General features: G+C 57.9%; 12 protein-coding genes. 2 read left to right on the top strand and 10 right to left on the bottom strand.

The features are described 5' to 3' along the window. Positions 1-4: 4 nt before the first annotated feature. Together ABGT65_RS09175 and ABGT65_RS09170 are read left to right on the top strand one after the other, a co-directional pair. Positions 5-1,984 carry a heparinase II/III family protein gene (locus ABGT65_RS09175; protein ID WP_346701551.1) on the top strand — a complete coding sequence of 660 codons (1,980 nt, stop codon included), beginning with the start codon at positions 5-7 and terminating at the stop codon, positions 1,982-1,984. A 20-nt stretch (positions 1,985-2,004) separates the two neighbouring features. Beyond that, complete coding sequence (locus ABGT65_RS09170) at positions 2,005-3,927, top strand: heparinase II/III family protein (RefSeq protein ID WP_346701549.1); 1,923 nt, start codon at positions 2,005-2,007, stop codon at positions 3,925-3,927. 159 nt (positions 3,928-4,086) lie between these two features. On the opposite strand, the gene ABGT65_RS09165 is transcribed toward ABGT65_RS09170, so the two are convergent. The 10 genes from ABGT65_RS09165 to ABGT65_RS09120 form a co-directional block, all read right to left on the bottom strand. Next, positions 4,087-5,229 carry an iron-containing alcohol dehydrogenase gene (locus tag ABGT65_RS09165; RefSeq protein WP_346701548.1) on the bottom strand — a complete coding sequence of 381 codons (1,143 nt, stop codon included), beginning with the start codon at positions 5,227-5,229 and terminating at the stop codon, positions 4,087-4,089. A 302-nt stretch (positions 5,230-5,531) separates the two neighbouring features. Then, positions 5,532-7,562: a peptidylprolyl isomerase gene (locus ABGT65_RS09160; protein ID WP_346701547.1), complete on the bottom strand. Its 2,031-nt coding sequence runs from the start codon at positions 7,560-7,562 to the stop codon at positions 5,532-5,534. 78 nt (positions 7,563-7,640) lie between these two features. After that, the gene (locus ABGT65_RS09155; RefSeq protein WP_346701545.1) at positions 7,641-8,903 is read right to left on the bottom strand and encodes a hemolysin family protein; all 1,263 of its coding nucleotides are present in this window, start codon (positions 8,901-8,903) and stop codon (positions 7,641-7,643) included. Positions 8,904-8,908: 5 nt separating this feature from the next. Beyond that, positions 8,909-9,775 carry an LPS export ABC transporter periplasmic protein LptC gene (gene lptC, locus ABGT65_RS09150; RefSeq protein WP_346701544.1) on the bottom strand — a complete coding sequence of 289 codons (867 nt, stop codon included), beginning with the start codon at positions 9,773-9,775 and terminating at the stop codon, positions 8,909-8,911. A 34-nt stretch (positions 9,776-9,809) separates the two neighbouring features. Further along, positions 9,810-11,144: an enzyme of heme biosynthesis gene (locus ABGT65_RS09145; protein WP_346701542.1), complete on the bottom strand. Its 1,335-nt coding sequence runs from the start codon at positions 11,142-11,144 to the stop codon at positions 9,810-9,812. Positions 11,145-11,299: 155 nt separating this feature from the next. Continuing rightward, positions 11,300-12,679, bottom strand: coding sequence for a hypothetical protein (locus tag ABGT65_RS09140; protein WP_346701540.1), 1,380 nt, complete (start codon positions 12,677-12,679; stop codon positions 11,300-11,302). Next, entirely contained in the window at positions 12,654-13,394 is a 741-nt protein-coding gene (locus ABGT65_RS09135; protein WP_346701538.1) for a type III pantothenate kinase, read from the bottom strand. Before ABGT65_RS09135 ends, ABGT65_RS09140 begins: the two co-directional genes overlap by 26 nt. Next, complete coding sequence (gene mfd / locus ABGT65_RS09130; RefSeq protein ID WP_346701537.1) at positions 13,391-16,738, bottom strand: transcription-repair coupling factor; 3,348 nt, start codon at positions 16,736-16,738, stop codon at positions 13,391-13,393. Before mfd ends, ABGT65_RS09135 begins: the two co-directional genes overlap by 4 nt. Before the next feature lie 3 nt (positions 16,739-16,741). Beyond that, positions 16,742-18,298: an Rne/Rng family ribonuclease gene (locus ABGT65_RS09125; RefSeq protein WP_346701535.1), complete on the bottom strand. Its 1,557-nt coding sequence runs from the start codon at positions 18,296-18,298 to the stop codon at positions 16,742-16,744. A 387-nt stretch (positions 18,299-18,685) separates the two neighbouring features. Continuing rightward, complete coding sequence (locus ABGT65_RS09120) at positions 18,686-19,009, bottom strand: HU family DNA-binding protein (protein ID WP_346703077.1); 324 nt, start codon at positions 19,007-19,009, stop codon at positions 18,686-18,688. Between the last annotated feature and the right edge of the window lie 135 nt (positions 19,010-19,144).

The raw sequence follows: 19,144 nt of genomic DNA, 5'->3' as shown, positions 1-19,144 counted from the left end.
TACGATGAAATCATTATTGACAATGTACGCTATGAGCGCACTTTTGATCTGCGGGTTCTCTTCGTGCAACGATGAAGAACCCGACTGGAGGCGCCCGACTCCTACTGAATTCCACCATCCCACAGCAACCATTCCTACAGGCATTTTCGACTATACCCGTCTGACGGAACATCCTCGGCTATTGATGAATGCAAACGATTTCGCAGCCCTCAAGGAACGGTTGGCGACTTCCAACGAATTGACTACGCTGCATGAAATCATCATCTCCCGATGCGAAAAGTTCCTTTCGGAGCCAGTCATATCCTATGAACTCCGCTATGGCAGGTTGCTTCATGCCGCACGCCAGGCATTGGCCCGTATATTCCATTTGGCCTACGGATATCAAATGACCGAGGATACCCGCTATCTGGAACGTGCCACGGCAGAATTGGAGGCCGTTTGCGCCCTCGATGACTGGCATCCGGACTGTATGCTCGACTTGAGTGAGCTATCCACCGCCATTGCTTTAGGTTACGACTGGCTCTATGAAGGTCTCTCCGAAGAGTTACGATCTCTCATTGAACAACGCATCTCCTATATCACGTTCTATCAGGCAGCATTGTATGGAGATCAATATCGGGAAAAAAGCAATTATTGGAATGCAGTCTGCAATACGTCACGCATCCTCGCAGCGATTGCCATTTTCGAGTTCAACCCGACCCGGTGCCGCGATGTGCTCGAAAATGCCTTGAACAACAACAAACAAGCCATAGAAGCATACGGCCCCGACGGAGCGTATCCGGAAGGATATGGAGCGTGGGGATACGGGACCACCTACGAGGTACTGCTTCTCGCTTCACTGGAAAAAGCATTCGGAACGGATAACGGACTCTCCGCCACCCCCGGATTTCTCGAAACGGCCGACTACATGCTGCATATGGAAGGCCCCGGCAACAAAATCTATAACTATGGCGACAACCATGAAGAACCCTCCATCCGTATTCCCATGTGGTATTTCGCCGAAAAGACAAATAATCCGTCGTTGTTGTGGAATGAAATGAAACGGCTGAGAAACGGCGACTATGCTGCCGAAAAAGCGGAATACCGGCTCCTTCCCATGGTAATGGCATTCACTTCGAACTTCAACGCCGCATCGGTTACGGCTCCGACCCAGACAATGTATGTAGGAGACGGAGTCACTCCTGTCGTCATGATTCGTTCGGGTTGGGAAGATGATGAGAACGATCGCTACGTGGCCTTCAAAGGAGGTACCCCCACGACGGAAATGGCCCATAACGACTCGGGATCATATGTTTTCGACATAGGCAAAAACCGTTGGGCAATCGACCCCTGCCATATCGATTTCGACACCGTCGAAGAAACGGCGCCCGATTACTGGACCAATGGAGCCAATGCCGTGCGTTGGACGGATTTCGAAGAGACGACACGTACATATCACAGTACATGGAGACACAGCGACAACAACAAATGCTCGTCAGACGCCACCTGCACACTCAAGTCGATAATCGACACGCCTACAGAACGAGGGGCCGTGCTCGATCTTTCACGGTGTATCAACGATACCAACTTCCCGGCATCGGACAATAATGCCAAAATCACGCGCACGATCAAATTAGTAAACAATACGGATATTGTAATTATCGACAGTGTATACAGGCGAAGTACCGGTGGCAGTTTGACTATTAATTATGGTTTTGTGACGGGAGCTGAAGTGACTCGTCCGAACAAAGCTACCGGCAATGATGCAACATGGGTATTGAATCAAGATGGAAAAACACTCTATCTCCGCATGCAATCCGCGGTTCCACCGACCGGGCCGGGAACAAACCAGAATTTCCGAAGTTATGGCAACAGTTCAACAGATCCGATAACGGTATCGGGAGATGGATATGCGTATACCATACTTCGCCCAACCTTTTCAAGGACAAGAGGCACGCCATATAACATCGTTACAGTTACTTTATCAGAAACGGATCCCCGATAACATTAAAGCATTAAAATACTATGGCTCAACCCAAAAAAACAAGTAACCTGTACCGAACCTTTATAAGTATTGCATGCGCGGGAATGCTTCTCTGCGGATGTGGTTCGGGTAGTGAAAATAGCGATCCGGGGACACCTGATCCGGATCCAGGGACAGGGGACAATTACACCCCGACCTTCGATTATTCCAAATTAACCGACCATCCCCGTCTGCTAATGACGGAATCGGATTTCGAAGCGCTCAAAAAGACGATAGAGATTTCGCCCGATCTAAAAAAAATACATGACTATGTAATCGCGCAAAGCGATCTGCACCTGACTGAGGAAGCTATTCCCTACCAAATGGTAGGGAAACGGCTGACGACATCATTGGCACAGAAGCATATCATGAATCTCGCATACGCCTATCGGATGACGGGAGACAGCCGGTATCTGAACAAAGCGGAAGAAGATCTGATCGCCATCTGCAGTTTTCCAAGTTGGAATCCTTCGCATTATCTCGACGTGGCAGAACTGGTCCTTTCGGCTTCGTTCGGATACGACTGGCTGTACAATGACCTGCAGGAGAGTACGCGCATTTTGATACGCAAGGCAATCACGGAATTCGGATTCCAAACCTCGTACGACGAAACCGATCAGTTCATCGATCGGGTGAACAACTGGAACTCAATCTGTAACGGAGGATTAATACTCGGAGCCATAGCCCTGTATGGTGATGACGAATCCATGAATCAAGAATGCATCAATATTCTTGAACGATCAGTCGCCGCAAATCGGTTCGCCCTGGCAGAATACGGACCGGACGGCAACTATCCCGAAGGATACGGTTACTGGTGTTACGGCAACAACCTCCAGGTTGCATTGATTGCGGCTTTGGAGAAAGCCTTCGGTACCGACAACGGACTATCCGACATCCAGGGATTTAAAGAATCTGCCGAATACATGCTGCACATGGTCGGAGTTAACGGTAAGGTTTTCAATTACTCGGATAATTCAGAATACGAGCAGCCGCTATTGCCGATCTGGTGGTTTGCCCGCAAGATGAACGATCCGTCTCTTCTTTACAACGAAATTCGCATGCTAAACAACGGAAAATATGTAACTGAGAAGTTTCTCCCGATGCTCCTTTCCTATGCGACAACCGTAGATACGGACAAAATTACCGCACCGACACGAACATTCTGGCATGGAGAAGGCGCAACTCCTGTCGTGCTGATTCATAAGGATTGGACGCTCGGAGAGACGGACCGTTTTTTGGGAATCAAGGCCGGAAAAGCTCGGACAGGGCACGGGCATATGGATGCCGGTTCGTTTGTCTATGATGCTTTGGGATGCCGTTGGGCCATGGATCTGGGCAGCCAAAGCTATACGCAGGTCGAAGAAGCTGGTGTCAACCTGTGGAGCATGGTACAGAACTCCGAACGTTGGACGAAAGTCCTCCGCATCCGAAGCGACTATCACAATACGCTGACCATGGATTTAAGCCCATTCCAGGTGGACAATATGTGCAATATTCTGGAAACTTACAATTCCAATACAGAACAGGGCGCAAAAGTCGATCTGTCGGGTACATTGGGAAATAATTATGTGCAGTCAGCCACCAGGACCATCAAGTTAGTCGACAGCAAAGACCTCGTTATTCATGACGAGGTTACCACAGCCGTCTACGGGAGTCTCCGCTGGGCTATGGTGACTCCTGCGGTTCCGACAAAAATCAGCGACACATGCTTCAAGCTGGAACAAAATGGCAAAACGATGTATATGATCGTCGAGGCCAATCCGGAAGTTACGCTCAATACGTGGTCGACTGATCCGCTATATGAATGGGATTCTCCCAATACAGGAACAATTATCGTCGGATTTGACGTATCGGTAAGTGCCGGGACCGACGTCACATTCAACGTCACACTGACAGAAACTCCGCCTTCAGGAAATCAATTCTGACAGACTGACATACAAAGAAGAGAGGAAATACGCCAGATGCGGTTCAATACGTTTTCCAGCGTATTTTCTCTCTTTTTGACTCGGGCTCTAAACAGTCGTCCCTTAAAAAAGCGATTTTTCGGAGAGGCTGCAACCTCTCCGAAAAATTCCGCCGCCCGGTCAGAGGCAGGCCTCCAGGATGCGGCGGGCCATCGGGCCGTCGACGTTCCGGGCCTCGCCGTGGTGAACGCCCGAAGCCGTGAAACGCCGCTCGATCTCCGCAATCGTCGCCTCGCCGATCCCCTCCTCCGAGAGGCGCGTCGAGAGCCCCAGCGAACGGAAAAACGCCTCGGTCCGGGCTATCGTCCGGTCGATGCGCTCCTCGTCCGTACCGTCGGTGATCCCCCAGATCCGCTCGCCGAACTGCAACAGTTTGCCGTGCTTCTGATCACGCAGCGTGCGCAGCGTGCCGTTGATCACGATCGCCAGCGTCGCGCCGTGCGTCAGCCCGTGCAGCGCCGTCAGCTCGTGGCCGATCATGTGCGTCGCCCAGTCCTGCGTCACGCCCATGCGGATCATGTCGTTCAGCGCCAGTGTCGCCGAGAGCATGTACTCCGACATCGTGTCGTAGTCGCGTTCGTCCCCCAGCGCCCGCGGAGCAATCTCCACCACCGTATGCAGGATCCCTTCGGCCCAGCGGTCCATCAGCCGCGACTGTCCCGGCGTGGTCATGTACTGCTCCAGCACATGCACGAACGTATCGGCCAGTCCGCAGGCGATCTGCCGCTTCGGCAGCGAGTAGAGCGTCTCCGGATCGAGGATCGAAAAGACCGGATAGTTGCTGTAGAAGGCGTATTTCTCCTTGGTTTCGTAACGCGAAATCACCGCCCCGCTGTTCATTTCGGAGCCCGTGGCGGCCATCGTGAGCACCGAAGCCAGCGGCACCGTCTTCGTATAGCTTCCCTTGAGCACCAGGTCCCAGGCATCCCCTTCGTAGAGCAGCCCTGCGGAGATGAGTTTCGTACCGTCGATCACCGACCCGCCGCCCACGGCCAGCAGGAAGTCGGCCCGCTTCTCCTTGCCCAAAGCAATCGCCTTGCGCAGGGTCTCGATCGAAGGATTGGCCTCGATGCCCCAGAACTCGATGAAGTCTCGGCCCGAAAGGGCCTTCACAACCTGGTCGTAGACCCCGTTGCGTTTGACGCTGCCGCCCCCGAAGGTGATCATGATGCGCTTGTCGGCCGGAATGAGTTCCGGGAGCCGGGCAATCTCGCCCTTCCCGAAAACCAGTTTGGTAGGATTCTGATAGATGAAGTTGTTCATGGCGAAAAAAAGTTTTGCTGTTACAAAGATAACAAATCCCGGGCAACTATTGCGCTCGGGGCAAAAGTTTTCAACGGAGCGGTCACCGATGCGTATTGCGGGGAGCGATGAACGGGGCAGCCGGAAGAGAGAGGGGCAGGTCGGTCTGCCCGGGCGGGGGCATGGGCGGCGCAAGACGGCAAAGCAGGTCGGGGCACAAAAGCATTCCGGGCAGATTTCTCACTCTTGAACAGAGACAAACCGACACAAAAAAACGGGGAGGGACTTAAAATCCCTCCCCGCCTGTTGCGTTGAATCGGATGTCAGAAGTACTCGCCGCGCAGATCCTGGATCTTGGCCATCTGCTGGATGGCCGGATAGGCGAACTGCTGGGCCATACCCTCGGCCATCGCCTGGGCACGGACCTTTTCACCCTCGGCAGTCTGCTTCTCCTCGGTCTGCACATCCCCGACCTCGAAGACATACACACCCGACATTCCCTTCACGGGAGCCGACAGCACACCCTGCTCCGAAGAGGCGATCGCGCCGACCAGACGGGGCTCCATGCCGATGCCGTCGATATAGAACGACCCGAATGTCACGCCCGAGAAGTCGTCCACCTCCGAACCGAGGCTCGAAGCCTGCTCGGCCAGCGTCGAACCTGCAAGGTCCTTCACAATATAGTCGTATTTCTTGTCGCGCAGCACCTGGGCACGGACCTGCGAAGCCACCTTCTCCAGCGAAGCGTAGTCGTTGTCGTCGATCTCGGTCAGCATGGCGATCACATAGTCCTTACCGACGGTGAAGATCTCCGAGACATCGCCCGTCTCGGCACCGTAGGCCCAGCGGGCCACGTCACGCGAATCCTCCAGACCGCGGATCGTGCGGTCGCCCTGAGACAGCGTCGCAACGCGCGGCGTAACGGCTGCTTCCGAAGCGGCATCGGCAAAGGCCTCCGAAGAGCCCTTGGCATTGACCATGAACGATCCCGCCTGGTTGTGGATGTCGCGGCGCGTGGCGGCCGAAGCCTCCAGCGGATAGGTGATCGACGCCACCTGGATATGTTTCGTGGGCTTGTCGGCCCGGTAGACCTGCATCAACTGGATGGCGTCACCCGAAGCGATCTTCACGATATCGCCCTTCTTCGCTCCGGCCAGCGCCTCGGCAAATTCGCCCGTGAAGGCCGAGAAAGGCATCACACCCACCTCGCCGCCATTGGCTGCCGTCGCGTCGTAAACCGAATACCGGGCTGCTGCAGCTGCAAAATCACCGCCCTTTTCCAGCGCCGTCAGCAGGCTGTCGGCCAGCGTCTCCTGCGTATAGGGCAGCACGATATGGCGGATACCCACCGAATCGGGCGCCATCTTCGTATCCAGCACCCGGGCCATCCTCCACTCGTTGTTCTTCAGAACCGGGCCGTACATCTTCCCGGCCATCAGCGCCTTGCCCTCCTCATCGGTGAGCTGGGCCGCCGTTACGTAGTTCTCGGCGATCCGGCCGTTGCGGTTGGCCCGTACGAAGGCCTTCACATCCTCCGCAGCCGCGAACTCCCCGCCGACCTCCGCAGCCTTCTTCTCCAGAGCCAGCAGATCGTCATCCGTGGGCGACACCTCGAACACCACGTACGAGAGCGTCCGCGACGGTATCTGCTTGAACTGATCCTTGTGGCTGTTGTAGTAGTTCTTCAGGTCTCCCGTCGAAACGGTAAAGAGCGAATCGGGAACCGACGAATACTTCTTTCCGGCCCATTTACCCGAGAAGGTCTTGTTCGCACCCTCGACACCCTGAGCCACTTCCAGCGAATTGACATAGACGCCGCCCTTCACCAGTCCGAAGAACTTCTGGGCCTCACGCTCCAAACGAGCCTGCTCGTTGAGCTGAGCCCAAACCTGTGCAGCCTGGGAATTCGTCTCGGCCTGGGCCAGGAACTGGCTCACGGCTTCCACGTTGTACTGGCCCGTCCGGGGATCCGCAAAGGCGTTGTAGAACGCCTGCGAAGGCTGCTGGCCGCTGACCATCGCCATCCGCTCGGGATCCGTCACCCGCAGGCCCATCAGGTCGAAACCCGGAGTCAGCACATAACGGGTAATCAGCGACTGCCAGACCGCATTGGCCAGCATTGCAGACTGCTGTTCGTCGCTCTCCTGCACGTTGTTCTGCGTCTTGATCCGCTCGTACTCGTTGTAATACTCCGAATAGTTGATCTTTTCGCCGTTGATCACGCCGACACGAGGATCATTGCCCGTAAAACCCATTTCGGTTTTCAGTGAGAGAATAAAGGCCAAGAGGGCCAGTCCGATAATGATCGAAAGCACTACCCCGAACTTGGTACGTAAGGTGTTTAAACTTGCCATATAAATGTTAATTTTTCGTATTGTTTCGAAAGATCAGCCAAAGGTAGTAAAATATTCGCAAATAGGCTCCTGTCTGCGTTACATTTTTTTCACCCGAGCCAACTCGATCCGCGAACGCGTCGTGCGCAGAATCCGCAACTGCAGATCCCCGATGGAAACCGTCTCCCCGGCGCCCGGGATTCCCTCGTAATGATAAATGATGAAGCCCGCCAGCGTATCGTACTCGCGGCTCTCCTCGATTCCCAGATCGTAGCGTTCGTTCAGGTATTTCACCTCCAGACGGCACGAGAAGACATATTCGTCGGGCCCCACCTGTTTCTCCACCAGATCCGGGACGTCATGTTCATCCTCGATCTCGCCGAAAATCTGCTCCAGGACGTCCTCCAGCGAGATGATCCCCGCCGTGCCGCCGAACTCGTCGATCACCACCGCGATGTTCGACCGGTGCTTGATAAAGTTCTCCAGCATCGACTGCAGCGGCATTGTCTCGGGGACGTAGTTCACCTCCATCATCACGTCGGCGATCTGTGCCGGACGCGTGAAGAGGCTCTTCGAGTTGACATAGCCGATGATGTTGTCGATCGACTTCCGCCAGACGAAGATCCGCGAATACTTCGAATCCACGAAACGCGCCGTCAACTGCCCGATCGTCGTATCGTCGATGTCCACCGCCTCGACATCCACGCGCGGGACCATGCAGTCCCGCACGCGAAGATCCGCGAAATCCAGCGCGTTCTGAAAGATCTTCAACTCGTTGTCCGGTTCCGAATGAGGCTCCGGGCCGTTCGTGTCGAGCAGCGCCGCAAGGTCCTCCCGGTCGAAACTCGGCGTGATATTCTTCTCCTCGACCTTGCGGCCCAGCAGGCGCAGGATCCCGTGCGAAAGCAGCGTCGTGAAACGCGCAACGGGATAGAGCACGATGTAGAAGAAATAGATCACCGGAGCCAGCACCCGGTAGTAGAAATTGGGGTCGTTGCGGAAGACCGACTTGGGCAGAAACTCCGCAAAGAAGATGATGATGATCGTCGAAACCGCCGTGTCGATGGCCACCGAACCTTCGAGGGCCAATTTCGACCACCCCAGCGAGCCGTAGATCCCGCGCAGCAGCATCGACATTGCCAGCGAATAGACCACCAGTGCGATGTTGTTGCCTACGAGAATCGTCGTGATGTACTGACCCGGATGGCGTGAAAAAACCTCCGCAATACTGTCGAACATCCGGCTCTGCTTGCGGTCGATCTCCAGTTTGAGCCGATTCTTGCTCGTGAAGGCGATCTCCATGCCCGAGAAGAAGGCCGACAACAACAACATGACGACAATCAGAATCAGGGAAGTCACCATGGCTGTCACTTTTTGGTTTCGGGAACGCCGTTTTTCGGCTCCAGGTTTGCGAGCCTGGACTTTGCCGTCGAAGGCGCCCCGGAAGCGGGTTGTGCACCCGGTCTCGTCCGGGAAGAAAGACCTTCGGATCGGGAAGCCGCAGGGCCGGCAGCAACAGGTGCCGCGGAAGGTTCAGGTACCGCAGCGGCCGCCGAGGTTGCAACGGGGGCTGAGGTTGCAACGGGGGTCGGTGCCGCTGTGGGCGCAGGCGCCGTAGCTGTTGCAGATGCCGGGCGTACGGCTGTCGAATCCGCCGCCGTGGAGTCCGCAGCCTGCTTCATCTCCACCTCCATCCGCCCCTTCATGCGGCGGAAACGCCAGTCCTTGAACTCCTCGTCCGACTCGAAGCCCTCTCCGATGAAGACGTCGCGGCCGTTATTCTGCACGATCTTCGAATCCACGTTCGAATAGATCTTCCCCGTGCGGGCATTCCAGAACAGCTGCTGCGTATAGAGCGTCTTGCCGTCGGATTTCTCCACCACGACGTTGCCCTTGGCCTCCCACAACTCCCGCTTCTCGTAATAGATGGCGTAGTTGGCCGTCAGCACGGCGTCCACCGACGAAAGCGAATCGTCCTGGTAGGTCGTGATCTTGATCCCCTTGCGGAACTCCCGATAGGGTTCCCGGGCCAGCGTGTAGCCTTCGAGCAGCGGCGTGACGAAGTGGTAGGAACGGCGTCCGTTCTGCGAATTGATGATCGACAGGTGCTCGCTGTACTCCGTCATCATCGCCTCCTCGGCCGACGACGAAGCATCCTCAGGCTCCCCCGAACACGAGAACAGCAAGATAGCACTCCCCGCAACGGAGAGTGCTACCCTGGCGTATCGTGTCATGCATTTCCCCATGGAAAAGCGGCTCGGGAAGGAGTTAGCGGGGGCGTACCGTCGTCGAAACGCCGGCGGCCGTGCCGCAGTTCACCGTGTAACGGGCTCCCTCCTGCAACTCGTTGAAGAAGCACTCCTCCGAACTCGGGAAACGGTTGCGGAAGGCGCTCAGCGACGTCTTGGCGTGCTCCAGATACTCCGAATCGCTCGGAAGCAGCTCTACAGCCTTGGCCATCGTGTCGTATGCGGCCCAGAAAGTCGCCTGTCCGGCAAACCCGCCGCAAGCGGCTGCCGACGAAGCATAGCACTGAGCCAGCACGAAGTAGGGAACGCCGTCCTCGGGATTCAGATCCCGGGCCTGACGCGCGGCCGAAGCGGCATTCGGAATGTCGTTTGCAACCAGACCCACCAGCGCAATGCGGACCAGCAGCTTCTGACGCTCGGCTGCATCCTGCTCAACGGCCAGCGCCTCGTTCAGATAGGTCTGGGCCTTGGCATAGTCGCCCTTGTTCTGGAAAGCCTGCGCCAGGAACATCGCCGTCTCCGACGAGGGTTTCATCTCGTAGTATTTCTCGGCGATCGAGAAGTAGAAGTCGCCGTCGCACTTCGCACGCGACATCATCCCCACGGCCTGGGCCAGCAGCGCCTCGTCATCGGGTGCAGCCTCCAGTTTCGCACGGTAGAGTTTTTCGAGGTTCTCGCAGCTGGCGGCGCCGCTCAGTCCGAATGCAGCGTCGAACTGGCTCTTGTACTCCGCAGCCTCGGGATGCTTCGCAAAGAACGGCTCCAGGCGCTCGTACTCCGCAAGCACCTCGTCGGGCATCACCTCGTCCGTATTCTTGTAATCGTCGCAGAGGTTCGAGAAATAAACCACCACGGTCTCCGGATCGGCATTGTCACCGCCCGCCTCGATGGCGGCGCGGAATGTCTCGCGGATTCCCTTCCGGTCGTTCGGCTTGTAGGTCAGGTACTCCCGGGCCTTGCGGTCGAGAATGTAGGCCGTACCGCGCTTCGCATGATCTCCGAAATACTCGTTGCGAAGATCGTAGATCAGCATCAGAGAATCGATAAACATGTTCTTCTCGTCCAGCGTCTTGGCACGGTTGATCTTGTTCTTGTAGAGCGTGATCCCGCGGACGAAGGTATTCTCCGAGGCCTTCGGGCACTTGGCCAGCAGCTCCTGCAGGTAGTGTGTCGCGGCATCGTAGTCCTTGTTGTCGCACGACTCCTTGAGGAAGTTGCTGTTCAGAATGTTCTGCTGGCGTTCTTCGGGCGTGTCACCCCAGATCGCGTACTTCGGATCACTGAAGTCTTGAGCCAGCGCCGAGCATGCAAAAAGCGCACATGCGGCGGAAAGCAGGAATTTTACGTTTTTCATCGGTCAGATTAATTTTTGTGTATTGTCGTTTGCCTGTATCGGTGTTGTTTTCGTACTATGCTGTTTCAGTTCGTGCGGTCCCGGCCCTTCGGTTCGTGCGGCTCCGGCCCCTCGGTTCGTGCGGCTCAGGCCCCTCGGCCCCCGGGCCCCCTCGACTAATCGTACTTCGGCCGCATGAACCAGTATTCCCCGTTCTCCTGGCCCGCAAAGAGCGTAAAGCCCACGGCGATCTTGAAATACTGCTGGCGCACCAGGCCCACCCGGTCGGCGACATTGTAGCCGCGACGTCCGTACTCGATCCCCACATCCACGGCCGAAACGGCCCACAACTTCACCGGAACACCGATCCCGGCCGTCACTGCCCACTGGCTCAGACGGTCGCCGTTGAATGACTGGTTGTAGCTCCCGTAACGGAATCCGGCCCGGTAGGACCAGCGTTTCAGGAAGTTACGAATGTCGTATCGGTTGGGAGTGTACTCGACACCCATCTTGATCGTACTCGTATTTACGTACTCGACCCGGTAGGCCGAACGGTTTTCGCCCGTACCGCTGATGCCCGTCATCTCGTAGCCCGCGTTGCGGCCGCCCCAGTTCTGGTAGACGTAATCCACGCCCATGGACCACTTCGCGGTCTGGTAGTAGAGGCCCACGGTCAGTTGGTGCGGCAGGACCAGTTTCAGATGCGTCGTGTCGCCCTTGACCGTCGTATTGTAGAGGTCGCCGACGTAGAGTTGCTTGGTCACCTCGGGGTTCAGGTCCCCGCCGAAGTCGAACGCCGCGCCCACGGTCAGGATCCGCTTCTGGTTCAGGATCGGGCTCCACTGCACGCCGACCTGCCCCTTGACGCTCGAAATGCTGTAGACGTCGCTGCCGACCGTCGAGACATAGGTTCCTTCGCCGGTGATCGCCGTCGGGGTCATCACGAACGTCCGGTCGATCGAGCCCCAGTAGTATTGGGCCGCCACGCCGATCGAGAAGTTCTTGAAGACCTCCCAGCCCAGGCCGAGTTTCACCTCCGTGACGTCGCCCTCGCCCTGGTAGTTGTACTGCACGTTGCCCACGTTGCCGTAAACCGGATCCGTCGGGTCGTACTCGTGGTAATACTTCGTGCGGTAGCCCACCGAGCTGTAGGGCGTGAGGCTGAAGCCCAGGCCCAGGCGCTTGGTTACCGGCATCTGGAAGGCGATGTCGTGGAAATTGAACGTATTGTAGGCGGTATGTTTCGATTCACCGGCCACTTTCTGCGAATTGTAGTAGTTCTGTCCTTCGAGCCCGAAGTTGAAGAGGAAGGTCTTCTGCGGTGCGGCGCTGAATCCTGCGGGATTGAGCAGGTTCACCACCCCTGTCGAGCGCATGGCCACGCCCACGCCGCCCATCGAACGCATCGGAAGCGTCCCGGGCGTATTCACTTCGCCGATTCCGTACATCGTATAGGGCGAGAAGGCATTGATACTGCTTGTCTGGGCCGAGGCGGCGACAGGAAACAACGCCGCCACTGCGACAAGAAGTTTAATCAAGGTGTTCTTCACTGGCATTGTACTCTAAAATTCGATCCAATCCGCAAAAGACCAGATTACAATTTGCAAATATCGTGTTTTTAATTCTTTTCGCAAAGTATTTCGCGTCCCCACCGGTGAAAATTACGCATAAATCGTCGATTTTTTCACTCATGCGCTGCATATAGCCCTCGATTTCGAAGGTCAGCGAGTTCATCACGCCCAAACGGATGGCCTCTTCGGTGGAGCTGCCCAGCAGCTCTTCGCGCTCGGTGGCCGAGCACAACGGCAGCCGTGCCGTATAGTCGTGCAGCGCCCGGAACCGCGTCCGCATCCCCGGGGAGATGCACCCTCCGCGGAAGGTGCCGTCGGCCGTCACCAGGTCGACCGTCACCGCAGTCCCGAAGTCCACGATCAGCACGTTCCGTCCCGGATAGAGCGTCGCGGCACCCACGGCAGCCGCCAGGCGGTCACGCCCCAGCGTCTCGGGCGTGCGGTAGGCATTGGCGATCGGAACGGGGGTCTGCGGCGTAAACTCCAGCACCCGGTCCGCCCATTCGCGCACCAGCTCCACGATTTCGTCCGCATCGCCGCACGTCGACTCCACAATGGCCCGATCGGCACGCCGACCCTGCAGCAGCCGCTCGAAATCCGAAACTTCAAGACAATGCGTACTGCGCTGTGAAACCAGCCGCCCCTGTTCGAATACGGCGAGTTTCACGAGCGTGTTGCCTATGTCAACAATCAGATTCAAAGCTGCTGCAACGTTTTCCAGGCGTCCTCCACATCTCTGACATTCCTAACGGTCATCGCCAGCCGATTATTGTGCTGTTTGAGCACAAATCGGTCGGGATGGCGCGTAACCCGCTGCAGCAAAGTCATGAAGGTTTCGCTTTTATAATAAGGTGACTGCTCCTCGCCCACGAAGTGCACGATCATCAGTCCGTTCTTGACCTTCACGCGCTCCATGCCCAGGCGGATGGCCTCCCAGCGCAGCCGAACCACGTTCAGCAGCTCCTTCGCGGCGCGCGGCAACGGCCCGAAACGGTCCACCAGACGGCTCTCGAAGGCCTGCAGGGCCGCCTCGTCCTTCGTCGAGTCGAGTTCCCGGTAGAGTTTCAGGCGCTCGGCCTGCTGCGACACGTAGTCGTCCGGCAGCGACGCTTCGACCTCGATCTCGATATGGGCGTCGTCGATGAAGGCCATGCGCTCCACGACCTCCTGCTCCCCGGCCCCGAGCCCCGGGACCTGAAGGCCCTCGGCCCGCAGCTCGGCTACCGCCTCGTTCATGATCTTCTGGTAGGTCTCGAAGCCGATGTCGGCGATGAACCCGCTCTGTTCGGCACCCAGCAGGTTCCCCGCACCGCGGATGTCGAGGTCCTGCATGGCGATGTTGAAGCCCGACCCGAGGTCCGAGAACTCCTCGATGGCCCGCAAACGCCGCCGCGCATCGGACGACAGCAGCTCGTCCGGAGGCGACAGCAGGTAGCAGTAGGCCTTCTGGTTCGAACGCCCCACCCGCCCGCGCAGCTGGTGCAGGTCGCTCAGCCCGAAGTTCTGGGCGTTGTCCACGATGATCGTATTGGCATTCGGGATGTCGATGCCGTTCTCGACGATCGTCGTCGACAGCAGCACGTCGAACTCCCCGTAGATGAAGTCCATGATAAGCTTTTCCAATTGCTCGGCCGGCATCTTGCCGTGTCCCACCCCCACGCGGGCCTTCGGGCACACCCGCGTGATCATTCCCTGGATGGTCACCAGGTCCTCCACGCGGTTGTGGACATAGTAGACCTGACCGCCGCGCGCCAGCTCCGTCTCGATGGCATCGCGCACGATCTCCTCCGAGAAGACGTGCGATTCGGTGAGGATCGGCTGCCGGTTGGGCGGCGGCGTCGAAATGACCGACAGGTCGCGCGAACCCATCAGCGAGAACTGCAGCGTCCGCGGGATGGGCGTCGCCGTCAGCGTCAGCGTGTCCACCGAGACGCTCATCCGGGTGAGTTTCTCTTTGGCCGCCACGCCGAACTTCTGCTCCTCGTCGATGATCAGCAGCCCCAGATCGCGGAAAACGACCTGCCTGCCCAGCATCTTGTGCGTGCCGATCAGGATGTCGATCTTTCCCGCGGCCAGGTCGGCGCAGATCTCCCGCACCTCCTTCGCGGATTTCGTGCGGTTGAGATACTCCACCCGCACCGGGAAGTCGCGCAGTCGCTCCGAAAACGACCGGTAGTGCTGCAGCGCCAGGATCGTCGTCGGAACCAGCACCGCCACCTGCTTGCCGTCGCACGCCGCCTTGAACGCCGCACGGATCGCCACCTCGGTCTTCCCGAAGCCCACGTCGCCGCACACCAGCCGGTCCATCGGCTGGTCCGACTCCATGTCCTTCTTGACGGCCGCCGTGGCCGCCTGCTGGTCCGGCGTATCCTCCCAGCGGAACGAAGCCTCCAGCTCGTGCTGCAGGTAGCTGTCCGGCGAAAAGGCGAAGCCCTTCGAGGCCTTGCGCCGGGCGTAGAGCGCGATCAACTCGCGCGAAATATCCTTGACGGCCTTCTTCGTGGCGTTCTTGAGCTTCTGCCACGCCCCCGTACCCAGTTTGTAGACCTTCGGAGGCTCGCCGTCCCCCGACTTGTAGCGCGAAATGCGGTGCAGCGAGTGCACGTTCACGAACAGTACGTCGCCGTCCTTGTAGACCAGTTTGATCGCCTCATGCGTCTTGCCCCCCTCGTTGATCTTCACCAGCCCGTCGAAACGGCCCACGCCGTGGTCGATATGCACCACGTAGTCGCCCGGGCGCAGCTGGTTCAGCTCCGCGACGGTCATCTGTTCGTCGCGCCGGATCTCGCCGTTGATGCGGTAGCGCTGGTAGCGGTCGAAGATCTGGTGGTCCGTATAGAGGCACAGCTTCAGGTCGTTGTCCACGAAGCCCTCGTGCAGCGTCACCGCCAGCGACCGCACCACGGCCTGTCCGCGGCCGATCTGGTGGAAGATGTTTTCCAGACGCTCGACCTGCGCCCGGTTCTCCGAGAGAATCCATGTGTCGTAGCCCCGCAGCGCGTTGCGGATCATGTCGTCGGCCAGCATCTCGAAATTCTTGTTGAACTTCGGCTGCGGGGCCGTCGAGAAGGTCACCTCCGCCGTTGCGGGGCGCTCCGGAAGGTTGTCGCGCAGCACCACAAGCCGGTTCTCCGCAAGGTCCGCCAGCAGGCCGTTGCGGCTGGTGAGCAGATGGTCGATCTCCTCGGGATGCTCCAGGTCCCCGAGCGCCTTGCGCCGCACGTCGTTCACCCGCCGCAGCACGAAATCCGCATCGTAGAACCACCACGCAGCCTCTCCGCCCGCGAATTTCGCCAGCGAAACCTTGGCCGCAGCCGCCACGCCGGCATTCAGGTCCGGGATGATCTCCACCCCGTCGAGCCGGTCGGCCGACAGCTGGCTCGAAATGTTGAACCGCCGGATCGAATCCACCTCGTCGCCGAAGAAATCCAGGCGGTAGGGCTTGCTCTCCGAGTAGGAGAAGACGTCGACGATGCCCCCGCGCAGCGAATACTGGCCGGGCTCGTAGACGAAATCCACCCGCGTGAAGCCCGCATCGAGCAACTCCTGCTCCAGCACCTCGATCGAAATCCGGTCGCCCACGCGCACGGCAATCGTCCGCCGTTGCAGCACCTCGGCATCGGCCACCCGTTCGGCCAGCGCCTCGGGATAGGTGCAGACCACCAGGTAGTCCCCCTCCGCCGACCCCGTCCCGAACGCCCGTACGGCGTTCATCGCCGTCGTGCGCTGCACCACGCCCTGGGCATCCTCGGCCCCGTAGGCCGCCGAACGCTTGTAGGAGGAGGGAAAGAAGTAGATCCGCTTCTCGTCGAGCAGGTTGTAGAAATCGTTGAGCAGGTAGGCCGCCGCATCGCGCTCCTCGGCCACGAAGACGTGGACCCCGCCGCATTTCGACACGGCTGCCGCCGCATAGAACGACAAGGCCCCGCCGACCAGCTCCCGAAGATGGAGGGTCGTGCTTCGGTTCCGGTATTCGCGGCACAGCGTCCCGAGGGTCTTCGACCCGGCGGCGAACTGCGCCAACTGCTCGCGGGGATTTGCCATGGATTATTTCTCGATCAGATCGTTGTCCTTGCGGTCGTGGTAGTGGACATCGATGATGCCCGTGCTCTGATCCTCGACGATCTTCAGCCGCACCCTGTACTTCCACTCCCAGCGGCGCCGCAGCGACCAGAAACCCTTCCGAAGGTACGACGCCACGTAGGGGCTCACGACCAGTTTGATGAACTTGTGCCCCCGGTCCTCCGTGAGGAACGAGATCTGATTCTCGATCTTCTTGTCCAGCAGCACCGTAGGCTCGACCTTGCCCGTGCCGTTGCACGTCGGGCAGACGTCCGAGACACTCTCCACGGCCACCGGGCGAACCCGCTGCCGCGTGATCTGCATCAGCCCGAACTTCGTCAGCGGCAACACCGTATGCTTGGCCTTGTCCGTCGACATGAGTTTCACCATCTCGTCGTACAGCGCCTGTTTGTTCTGCGCCTTGTGCAGATCGATGAAGTCGATGATCACGATGCCCCCCAGGTCGCGCAGCCGCAACTGCCGGGCAATCTCCTTCGCCGCAGCCAGGTTCACGTCCATGGCCGTCTGCTCCTGATTGTCCTCGGCCTTGGTCCGGTTGCCGGAGTTGACGTCGATGACGTTCATCGCCTCCGTATGCTCGATGATCAGGTAGGCCCCGCGCTTCAACGACACGTACTTGGCAAACAGCGACTTGATCTGCTTCGAGATGTCGAAGTTGTCGAAGATCGGAACCGTCCCCTTGTAGAGCGTCACGATCTTCTCCTTTTCGGGGTCGATCTGCCGGATGTAGTTGCGGATGTCGTTGTACATCGCCTCGTCGTTGACGGCAATCTGCGAGAAGGAGCCGTTCAGCGAGTCGCGGATGATCGTATTGGCGCGGTTCATCTCGCTCATCAGCAGCGCCGGAGCCTGGGCCCCGCACTTCTTGATCGCCCCGCAGGTCTTGCGCCAGCGCTCGATCTGCGTCTGGATGTCGTGTCCGATATCCTCGTCCCTGGCCTCCATGGCCGCCGTGCGGATGATCACGCCGAAATTCTTCGGAAGAACCTCCGCGGCGATCCGCTTCAGGCGCCGTTTTTCCTCCGCCGAGCGTATCTTCTGCGACAGGAACACCTTCGACGAGAAGGGGACCAGCACCACGTTGCGCCCCGCCAGCGAGATGTCCGATGTCAGGCGCGGGCCCTTGGTCGAAATCGCCTCCTTGGCGACCTGGACCATGATCTGCTGCCCCACCTGAAGGTAATCACCGATCTTGCCCGTCTTCTCGACCGGCGCTTCGAGCTTCATGGTGTCGACCCGCATTCCGCGTTTGCCGGGCTGCTGCGACGTGACGAGTTTCTGCAGCGACGGAAACTGGCTTCCCAAATCGAGGTAGTGTATAAAGGCGTCCTTTTCGTGACCTATGTTGACGAATGCCGCATTCAGACCCGGCATGATCTTGCGCACCTTCCCGAGGTAAATGTCTCCCACAGCAAAACCCGTCTGGCACTGCTCCTTGTTGAGCTCGACGAGCACCTTGTCCTCGCACAGCGCGATGGAGATCTCGGTAGGGTTGACGTTTACGATTAACTCTCTGTTCATTATATCTTGTTCCGCACACCGGGACCCGGTGACGGATGGACTGAAATTAGTAACTGCTGCCGCATGTTGGTTTGAAGTGGCGGCGAACTCCAATGGAGATGTCCGGCACCGGAACGGTGGGGAACGAAGGGCTTCCGGGAAAGCGGTCCAACCGCAAAATACGGGTGCCGGAAACACCCGGAATGTCGAATTCCGAAAAAATAGGTAAAGCTAAAAGAACCCGGGGGCCCCTTTAGCTTTATCTATTCGTTAGCACGAAGGTGCTACCCTACTTCTTCTTGTGGCGGTTCTTGCGCAGACGTTTCTTGCGCTTGTGGGTAGCCATCTTGTGCCGCTTATGCTTCTTTCCGTTTGGCATAGTGGTTAAATTTAGAGGTTCTTGATTTATTATTTCACCTTCGCCGCGAAGCTCTTGGCGGGCTTGAAAGCGGGGATGTTGTGTTCGGGAATGGTGATCGTCGTGTTCTTCGAGATGTTGCGGGCTACCTTCTTGGCACGCTTCTTCACGATGAAACTTCCGAAGCCGCGAAGATACACGTTATTTTTCTCGGTGAGCGACGTCTTGATGCTCTCCATGAAAGCCTCAACGATAGCCTGCACCTGCACTTTCTCCACTCCGGTGCTCTTAGCGATTTCGCTTACGATATCAGCCTTTGTCATATCTTTATGTTGTTTAAAATTAAGTTCATCCGAATGATTCGGAGTGCAAATATACGCTTTATTTGAATTTCCGCCAACAAACCGCAATTTTTTTTTCACTTTTTTCGTCGCGGAGCGTACAACGCACGCTCCCAGCATGATACCCGGGCCATCACAAATCCCGGGCCAGAATCGACACAAAATCGC

The sequence above is a fragment of the uncultured Alistipes sp. genome (assembly GCF_963931675.1).
Taxonomy (GTDB): domain Bacteria; phylum Bacteroidota; class Bacteroidia; order Bacteroidales; family Rikenellaceae; genus Alistipes.
The sequence above is the reverse complement of the archived record's forward strand: the minus strand, read 5'-3'. Positions and strand labels throughout refer to the sequence as shown.

Bases quoted from the DNA above. Each gene is read 5' to 3' on its own strand.
- ABGT65_RS09175 (WP_346701551.1), top strand. From the start codon at position 5: ATGAAATCATTATTGACAATGTACGCTATGAGCGCACTTTTGATCTGC.
- ABGT65_RS09170 (WP_346701549.1), top strand. From the start codon at position 2,005: ATGGCTCAACCCAAAAAAACAAGTAACCTGTACCGAACCTTTATAAGT.
- ABGT65_RS09165 (WP_346701548.1), bottom strand. From the start codon at position 5,229: ATGAACAACTTCATCTATCAGAATCCTACCAAACTGGTTTTCGGGAAG.
- ABGT65_RS09160 (WP_346701547.1), bottom strand. From the start codon at position 7,562: ATGGCAAGTTTAAACACCTTACGTACCAAGTTCGGGGTAGTGCTTTCG.
- ABGT65_RS09155 (WP_346701545.1), bottom strand. From the start codon at position 8,903: ATGGTGACTTCCCTGATTCTGATTGTCGTCATGTTGTTGTTGTCGGCC.
- lptC (WP_346701544.1), bottom strand. From the start codon at position 9,775: ATGACACGATACGCCAGGGTAGCACTCTCCGTTGCGGGGAGTGCTATC.
- ABGT65_RS09145 (WP_346701542.1), bottom strand. From the start codon at position 11,144: ATGAAAAACGTAAAATTCCTGCTTTCCGCCGCATGTGCGCTTTTTGCA.
- ABGT65_RS09140 (WP_346701540.1), bottom strand. From the start codon at position 12,679: ATGCCAGTGAAGAACACCTTGATTAAACTTCTTGTCGCAGTGGCGGCG.
- mfd (WP_346701537.1), bottom strand. From the start codon at position 16,738: ATGGCAAATCCCCGCGAGCAGTTGGCGCAGTTCGCCGCCGGGTCGAAG.
- ABGT65_RS09125 (WP_346701535.1), bottom strand. From the start codon at position 18,298: ATGAACAGAGAGTTAATCGTAAACGTCAACCCTACCGAGATCTCCATC.